We start from the raw sequence: 1,116 nt of genomic DNA on the forward strand, positions 1-1,116 counted from the left end.
AGCCCGTGTGTCATAAGTGGTGAGGGCGGGTAGTTGCCCGCTCTCACCGCATTGTCATAGCCACTGGTTAATGGCTGCGATGTGGATGGTGGCCTGGTAGCGGACGGCGAGTTTGTCGAATCGGGTTGCCACGGAACGGTTTTCCTTCAACTGGCCGATACCGCATTCCACGGCGTGCCGCAGTTTGTAATCGTCGGCGTCGAAGGCAGGCGGCCGTCCGCCGGCGGAGCCCTTTTTCTTGCGGTTGGCGGCTTGGTCAGCCTTGATCGGGATGGTGGCCTTGATCCCTCGTTCACGCAGGTGTGCGCGGTTGGCTCGGGAGCTGTAGGCCTTGTCGGCGCGTACCCGCTCCGGCCGGGTACGCGGACGTCCCTTCCCGAGCCGGGGCACCGCGATGCCGTCGAGCACCGCGGTGAACTGCGGGCTGTCACCACGCTGACCGGCGGTGATCACAATCGACAGCACTTTGCGTCCCTGCTCGCATGCCAGATGCGTCTTGGTGGTCCAGCCACCGCGGGACCGCCCCAGTCCGTGATCTGCGGGTTCGGTATCGACCCCGCCGGGCGGTTCGACCTGCGTGTGACCGTCGCGACGGGCACCGGCGGCATGGCGGTGCGCGCGGGCGATGGTGGAATCCACGCTCACCTCCCACACGATCGCACCGGCCGCATCGGCGAATACCTGCAGCATCTTCCAGATCAGCGCCCACACCCCCGCCCGCTGCCAGCGGCGGAACAGCCCGTACACCGTCCGCCAGTGCCCGTAGTATTCGGGCACGTCCCGCCACGGTGTCCCGCATCGGGTCCGCCACCGGATCCCGTCGATGAGCTGTCGTTTCGTCCATTTCGGCGGACGACCCGTCTTCTTGCCACGAGGCAGCAGCGGCTTCAACCGCGCCCACTGGGCGTCGGTCAGATCCGCTCGCCTGGTCACCGATACGCTGGTCACGAGGTCTCCGGTATGCAGGTTCTTCTTCGACAGCTGAACCATCTACCGGAGACCTCACTTCACCGGGCCACCCACACCTCCACGCAGACAACACCTTCCGCACCACGGTTTGAGCGGCGCCGCGTGGCGGCGCCGCTCAAACCGAACTACTTATGACACACGGGCTAG

General features: G+C 65.9%; 1 protein-coding gene. It reads right to left on the reverse strand.

The window, feature by feature from the left end; all coding sequences use genetic code 11:
* Nucleotides 1-54: 54 nt before the first annotated feature.
* Entirely contained in the window at nucleotides 55-933 is an 879-nt protein-coding gene (locus NV1_RS41650) for an IS5 family transposase (RefSeq protein WP_373864715.1), read from the reverse strand.
* Nucleotides 934-1,116 lie beyond the last annotated feature (183 nt).

The sequence above is a fragment of the Nocardia vaccinii NBRC 15922 genome, from assembly GCF_001613305.1.
GTDB classification, from domain to species: Bacteria; Actinomycetota; Actinomycetes; order Mycobacteriales; family Mycobacteriaceae; genus Nocardia; species Nocardia vaccinii.